The sequence below is a fragment of the Zoogloea sp. genome (genome assembly GCF_044344315.1).
Classification (GTDB): domain Bacteria; phylum Pseudomonadota; class Gammaproteobacteria; order Burkholderiales; family Rhodocyclaceae; genus Zoogloea.
The window spans coordinates 20,463-27,355 of sequence record NZ_JBIJDC010000059.1 but is presented as its reverse complement, the minus strand read 5'-3'; the positions used below and the strand labels follow the sequence as shown (position 1 = coordinate 27,355).

6 protein-coding genes and 1 tRNA gene are annotated in these 6,893 nt (G+C 63.3%); 1 reads left to right on the top strand and 6 read right to left on the bottom strand.

Annotated features, from left to right (window positions below):
• The 6 genes from ACIQ09_RS13525 to rpsU all read right to left on the bottom strand — a co-directional run.
• Positions 1-242, bottom strand: a 242-nt coding sequence (locus ACIQ09_RS13525; protein WP_398310627.1) for a hypothetical protein, incomplete at its 3' end; no start/stop codon positions are given.
• A gap of 570 nt (positions 243-812) precedes the next feature.
• Positions 813-889 (bottom strand) — tRNA-Ile (locus ACIQ09_RS13520).
• Positions 890-933: 44 nt separating this feature from the next.
• Positions 934-2,892, bottom strand: a complete 1,959-nt coding sequence (gene rpoD, locus ACIQ09_RS13515) for an RNA polymerase sigma factor RpoD (protein WP_398310624.1) — start codon at positions 2,890-2,892, stop codon at positions 934-936.
• Between the two features lie 121 nt (positions 2,893-3,013).
• Positions 3,014-4,873 carry a DNA primase gene (dnaG, locus tag ACIQ09_RS13510; protein WP_398310621.1) on the bottom strand — a complete coding sequence of 620 codons (1,860 nt, stop codon included), beginning with the start codon at positions 4,871-4,873 and terminating at the stop codon, positions 3,014-3,016.
• A 40-nt stretch (positions 4,874-4,913) separates the two neighbouring features.
• Positions 4,914-5,360 carry a GatB/YqeY domain-containing protein gene (locus ACIQ09_RS13505; protein ID WP_398310618.1) on the bottom strand — a complete coding sequence of 149 codons (447 nt, stop codon included), beginning with the start codon at positions 5,358-5,360 and terminating at the stop codon, positions 4,914-4,916.
• Between the two features lie 138 nt (positions 5,361-5,498).
• A complete protein-coding gene (rpsU, locus tag ACIQ09_RS13500; protein ID WP_079432811.1) occupies positions 5,499-5,711 on the bottom strand; it encodes a 30S ribosomal protein S21 in 213 nt (70 codons plus the stop codon).
• A gap of 130 nt (positions 5,712-5,841) precedes the next feature.
• Between rpsU and tsaD the strand changes: the two genes are divergently transcribed.
• Positions 5,842-6,882, top strand: coding sequence for a tRNA (adenosine(37)-N6)-threonylcarbamoyltransferase complex transferase subunit TsaD (gene tsaD, locus ACIQ09_RS13495; RefSeq protein WP_398310615.1), 1,041 nt, complete (start codon positions 5,842-5,844; stop codon positions 6,880-6,882).
• Positions 6,883-6,893 lie beyond the last annotated feature (11 nt).

The following is a 6,893-nucleotide window of genomic DNA, read 5'->3' as shown; positions in this document are numbered from 1 at the left end:
GTGGTCACGTCCGCGTAAATCACTGGGAATGGCTCCCACAGATATCGGATCGCTTGCACCTGTTCCAAGTTGATGGCGACGGTCCTACCGTCCATCGTCTCGAAGTGGAAGAAGCCGGGCGATTGCCACTCCCTGTTTTCAAGGATTCGGGCGAGTCTATTGGAGGTGTGCAGGCTGACCTCAAATGACAAGTCGGTCTTGTAGTTCCTGACTACAAACACCAGGTAGTACTGCTTCGTCATGTTGCCTCTCCTGCTTTTGAGTTAGCTGCGTGGACGACGAGTTGGGACGAGGTGCCGCCAGCCTGGGCAAAGTGAGCCGTCTATCGCCAGCGGTAACCCTTGCCCTGCATGCATTGGACGAGTAGGCCCTGTTGTTGTTCGGCTGGGATCTTGTTCACACCGATTTGATACCTGCACTCGGAGAGAGAGGTTTGGGTTGTGTCGGCAGAAACGCCTTCTTTCTTCCATGAGGCACGTGGCGCGGCACAGCCTTGAACTGTGACCAGGATGAGAAGGGCGGTGATAAGGCGAACTGGGATGGGCATCTGTGTGTTCGAGTGGCAACTTGGCGGAAGTGTTGGGCAATGCTACTTCCCCATGATCCATCACAAACTCCCTGGCGATCAGTGAATGGCAGCACACCTTCCGTGGCAGATAGTCATTGCCTGCGCCAAGAACGCATGCCTCGCCGGGATCGGCCTATGCGGCGGGGCCTTGCACGGATTTTCTGGATTCCTTCCCCAGTCCTTCCCGCTTCCCAAAAAGCAAAAGGCCAGCCCTCGTGAGGCTGGCCTAAGTGCTTGAAACGTATGGTGGGCCCAACAGGACTTGAACCTGTGACCAAGCGATTATGAGTCGCCTGCTCTAACCAACTGAGCTATGGGCCCGGGAGAGGGACGCAGGGGCCGCCCCAGTGCGGCCCGCTTGCCTGTCAGGCTTCGTTGTCGAGGAAGCTGCGCAGGCGCTCGGAGCGGCTGGGGTGACGCAGCTTGCGCAGGGCCTTGGCTTCGATCTGGCGGATGCGCTCGCGGGTGACGTCGAACTGCTTGCCCACTTCTTCCAGCGTGTGGTCGGTGTTCATCTCGATACCGAAGCGCATGCGCAGGACCTTGGCTTCCCTCGGGGTGAGGGAGTCGAGGACTTCCTTGGTGGCGTCGCGCAGGCTGGAGTACAGGGCTGCCTCGGCCGGGGCCAGGGTGGCGTTGTCCTCGATGAAGTCGCCCAAGTGGGAGTCGTCGTCATCGCCGATCGGGGTCTCCATGGAGATGGGTTCCTTGGAGATCTTGAGGATCTTGCGGATCTTCTCCTCGGGCATTTCCATCTTCTCGGCCAGGGTGGCGGGATCGGGCTCGTTGCCGGTTTCCTGCAGGATCTGGCGGGAGATCCGGTTCATCTTGTTGATCGTCTCGATCATGTGCACCGGGATGCGGATGGTGCGGGCCTGGTCGGCGATGGAGCGGGTGATGGCCTGGCGGATCCACCAGGTGGCGTAGGTGGAGAACTTGTAGCCGCGACGGTATTCGAACTTGTCCACCGCCTTCATCAGGCCGATGTTGCCTTCCTGGATCAGGTCGAGGAACTGCAGGCCGCGGTTGGTGTACTTCTTGGCGATGGAGATGACCAGACGCAGGTTGGCTTCGGTCATCTCGCGCTTGGCGCGGCGGGCCTTGGCTTCACCGGTGGACATCTGCTTGTTGATGTCCTTGAGTTCCTTCAGGGGGATGCCGATGCGGTCCTGGAGGTCGATGAGCTTCTGCTGCTCCTCGAGCACGGCGGGCTGCATGCGCATCAGCACCGGGGAGTTGCTGGGGCCGGCGGAGATTTCGGCCTTGAGCCAATCCAGGTTGGTTTCGTTGCCCGGGAAGCTCTTGATGAAGTGGGGGCGCGGCATGCCGGCCTTGTCCACGCACAGGCTCAGGATCTTGCGCTCGTGGCCGCGGGCCTGGTCGACCATGTGACGCACGGCGTCGCACAGGCGTTCGGTGGTGCGGGCGGTGAAGCGGATATTCATGAGCTCGTTGGAGACCTGCTCCTGGAGCTTCATGTAGGTCTTGTCCTGGTAGCCCTTCTTCTGGAGGGCCACGGCCATCTTTTCGTAGAGGCCGCGCAGGGTGGCGAAGCGTTCGAGCGCGTCGGCCTTGAGCTTGATCAGCGAGGCAGACTGGGCGCCGGCACCGCCATCGTCTTCCTCCTCGTCGGCTTCGTCGGCTTCCTCCACTTCGAGCTCATCGCTTTCGGCGAGTTCTTCAATGGCTTCGACGGCGTTCGGGTCGATCAGGCCGTCGATGAGTTCGTCGATGCGCATCTCTTCGCGGCCGATCTTGTCGGCAGCCTCGAGAATCTCGGCGATGGTCGTCGGGCAGGCGGAGATCGCCTGAATCATGTGCTTGAGGCCTTCCTCGATGCGCTTGGCGATTTCGATTTCGCCTTCGCGGGTGAGGAGTTCTACCGTGCCCATTTCACGCATATACATGCGGACGGGGTCGGTAGTACGGCCGAATTCGGAATCGACCGCGGAGAGGGTCTGTTCGGCTTCGGCTTCGGCCTGTTCGTCGTCCACCACGGTGGGGGCGACTTCGGACATGAGGAGGTCTTCCGCGGCGGGGGCCACGTCGAAGACCTGGATGCCCATGTCGTTGAAGGTGGTGATGATGGACTCGATCTGCTCGGCGTCGACGAGGTCGTCGGGCAGGTGGTCGTTGATCTCGGCGTAGGTGAGGTAGCCCCGTTCCTTGCCGAGGGCGATCAGGGTCTTGAGCCGGGTGCGGCGAACTTCAGCCTCTTCCGCCGAGGGGGCCTCGGCGATCATCGGGGCGAGTTTGTCCTTGACCTTCGCTGCTCGCGGCTTGGCAGGCGCTTTGCGCGGTTGTTTGGGCTTTTCCGTGGTCATGGCTGTCCTCGATTGGTCGTCCGAGCTGTTGGCGCGCAGCTATCGGCAGGCTTCTGCGTCTGCTTTGGCGCGCTGTTGCGATAGGTCTCGGCGGGCGAATTTCGCGAAACCGAAAATTATATTACGAATCCGATACTTTGGCTCGGGTTTTGAGCTTCTCTTTTAGCGACAGCAGTTCTGCAAGCCGTCTCCGAGCTGCGGGTTCGAGGCCGCTTTCGCGGGCTCTGGCGTTCAGGGTGTTGATCTCTTTCTCGACCAGATTGGACTCGAGTTTGTAGAGTGTGTCGTTGAACTGGGGTTCCAGCATGGCCTCGTCGAGCGGGGTGTCGGCCAGTTGGCCGGAGATCCTGGAGAGCACCGGGGCGTGGGGGGTGTCGCGGTAATGTTCGAGCAGCGCACCAACGCCGTGGGTGGGCAGGTCGCCGACGCTCATGGCGTCGGTCATGGCAATCAGGGCCAGGCCTTCCGGCGTGTCGTGGGGTAGCAGGTCGATGGGCAGGCGGGCTGCCCAGACGGGGTGCTGGATCACGAGCTTGAGCAGGGTTTCGACCGGATTGGAGGGTGCCTGCCGGGGCGTCAGGCGCGGGAGTTCCTTGCCGTAGCCACGGCGGCCGCCGCGGAAGCGTCCGCCACCGTCGCCGAAGTCGCGCGGAAAGCCGGATTCGAAGGGGCGGTCGGATTCAAAGCGCCGGGGGGCTGCCGCGGCGGACTTCAGGCCAAAAGCCTGCTCCACTTCCGCCTGGGTGAAACCGGCACTTTCGGCGAGCATCTTGATGACCTGCAAACGCAGTAGGGGTGCGGCGATGCGGGTGATCAGCGGCTTGGCCTCGTGGATCAGGCGGGCGCACCCTTCGGCGGTGCCCAGGTCGATGTCCTTGCGCAGCTCGGCCAGCAGGAACTCGGCCAGGGGCTGGGCGCGGGTCATGGCGGTGCGGAAGGCGTCGGGGCCTTCGGCGCGGACGAAGCTGTCCGGATCGTGTTCTTCGGGCAGGAAGAGGAAGCTGACAGTCTTGTTGTCGGCCAGATGTTCGAGGCTGACCTCCAGGGCGCGGCCGGCGGCGCGGCGGCCGGCGGCGTCACCGTCGAAGCAGAACACGACCCGGTCAGTGAGGCGCAGGAGCTTCTGGATGTGATGGGGCGTGGCTGCGGTGCCGAGGGTGGCGACGGCATTGCCCACGCCGAACTGGGCCAGGCCGACCACGTCCATGTAGCCTTCAACGACCAGCACGCATTCCTGATCGCGCACTGCCTGGCGTGCCTGGACCAGGCCGTAGAGTTCGCGGCCCTTCTCAAAGAGCGGTGTCTCGGGGGAGTTCAGGTATTTGGGTTCGCCCTTGCCGAGTACCCGGCCACCAAAGCCGATGACATTGCCGCGCTGGTCCTGGATGGGGAACATGATGCGGTCACGAAAGCGGTCGTAACGGCGGTTTTGTTCGTTCTCGAGGACAAGGCCGCATTCGAGCAGCTGGGCGGCGCTGTAGTCGGCAAAGGCGGCCTGCAGGGCCTGCCAGCCTTCCGGCGCGTAACCCAGGCCGTAGCGGGCGGCGATCTCGCCAGTCAGGCCGCGGCCCTTGAGGTAGTCGATGGCCACCGGGCTGCGCTTGAGCTGCTCCTTGTAGAAGCGCGCGGCCTGCGCCATGACTTCGGTCAGGGATTGCTCCTTGGCCCGGTCGCGATTGGGCGTGAAGTCGTCTTCCGGCACTTCCATGCCCACCGTACCGGCGAGCTCCTTCACGGCGTCGATGAAGCCGAGGCCGTTGTATTCCATCAGGAAGCTGATCGCGCTGCCGTGTACGCCACAGCCAAAGCAGTGATAGAACTGCTTGGTGGGGCTTACGGAGAACGACGCGGACTTCTCGCCGTGAAAGGGGCAGCAGGCAAAATAGTTTGCCCCGCCCTTCTTGAGCGGCAGGTAGCGTTCGATGACCTCGACGATATCGACGCGGGCGAGAAGATCCTGGATGAAGGATTGCGGAATCATGATGTCCGGACGGCGCGCCGGGGCGCCATCCCCATGAATCCTAGTTGCCGAGCCGCGATTTGACCAGTTTGGACACCTCGGTCATGTCGGCTTTGCCGGCGAGCTGCGGTTTGACCACAGCCATTAGTTTGCCCATGTCGGCAGGGGTGCTGGCGCCGGTGGCGACAACGGCTGCGTCGATGATTTCGGCGATCTGCTCCGGGCTCAGGCCGGCGGGCTTGTAGGCCGTCAGCACGTCGATCTCAAAGCGTTCCGCGCTGGCCAGGTCGAAGCGCTGGGCGGCCTCGTACTGGGCGACCGAATCCCGGCGCTGTTTGAGCATCTTGTCCACCACGGCGACAACCGCCGCATCGTCCAGCTCAATCCGTTCATCCACTTCACGCTGCTTGATGGCCGCCAGCAGCAGGCGCAGGGCAGACAGGCGTGCGCTGTCCTTGGCGCGCATGGCGGCCTTCATGTCGTCGGAAACTTGAACCTTGAGGGACATGTACGGATTTCCTTGGCGGGTGGGGTCGGCGCCGATTCTCGCGAGGCGAGCCGGGTGCGACGGAAAAGCACAAACGCCACGCGCTCGCGCAAAAGCGCGTATCGCGTGGCGGTCGGGAAGCGTGTACTCGGGTGTTGCTTAGTACATCTTCGGGGGCAGGGTCTGGCTGCGCAGGCGCTTGTGATGACGCTTCACCGCGGCGGCCAGCTTGCGCTTGCGCTCGGCGGTGGGCTTCTCATAGAACTCACGGGAGCGGAGCTCGGGCAGCAGGCCCACTTTTTCAATGGTGCGCTTGAAGCGGCGGATGGCAACTTCGAACGGCTCGTTTTCTTTGACGCGAATACCCGGCATTGCGTGCTTCCTCGAAAATTCTTTGGACGGAAAAACGACGAGTATAACCAAGTCGTTCGGGTCTACCAAGTCCACTTTTCGCTTTGTTGGCAGCGCCAAGGTAAAATGCTGATTTTTCTGCGGAAGTACCATGCGCGTTCTGGGTATTGAATCGTCCTGTGATGAGACTGGGGTCGCCATCTACGACGCGGAGCGGGGCCTGCTGGGGCACCGCCTGCATTCCCAGATTGACCTCCATGCGGCCTACGGTGGGGTGGTGCCCGAACTGGCCTCCCGTGACCACATCCGCCGCCTGCCGCTGCTGCTGCGAGAGCTGCTTGAGGCTACCGGGCTGGCCATGGGTGACATCGACGGTATTGCCTATACCGCGGGGCCTGGCCTGGCCGGGGCGCTGCTGGTTGGATCGAGCGTGGCCGAGGCGCTCGGCGTGGCCCTGGGCGTGCCGGCGCTGCCGGTGCACCACCTGGAGGGACACCTGCTGTCGCCGCTGCTGTCGGCTACCCCGCCGGAGTTTCCTTTTGTGGCCCTGCTGGTCTCTGGCGGACATACCCAGTTGATGCGCGTTGCCGGAGTGGGGGATTACACCCTGCTCGGAGAGACCGTGGATGACGCCGCCGGTGAGGCGTTCGACAAGACCGCCAAGCTGATCGGCCTGCCTTATCCCGGCGGCCCGGCCCTTGCCCGGCTGGCGCTGGAGGGCAAGCCGGGGCGCTTCAAGCTGCCGCGGCCGATGCTTCACAGCAAGGACTTCGATTTCAGCTTCAGCGGGCTCAAGACGGCGGTGCTGACGGCGGCCGGGGCGGAAGGCTTCGGTGAGGCGGACAAGGCTAATCTGGCGGCTGAGTTCCAGGCGGCCGCAGTGGAGGTTCTGGTGGCCAAATCCATGGCGGCCCTCCGGCATACGGGGCTCCGGCAGCTGGTGGTGGCAGGCGGGGTGGGGGCCAATCTGGCCCTGCGGGCCGCCCTCGATGAAGCAGCGGCGCGGCGTCGGGCGAAAGTCTTCTACCCGGAAATGGAGCTGTGCACCGACAACGGCGCCATGATTGCGTTTGCCGGCGCCTTGCGATTCATGGCGGGGGAGCGGGGCGGGGCTGATGATGGCCGCTTTGCCGTGCTGCCGCGCTGGAGTCTCATGGATATTGCGGCGCCCCGGCCCCCTGTTGCGGGCTGATTCGTCCGCAG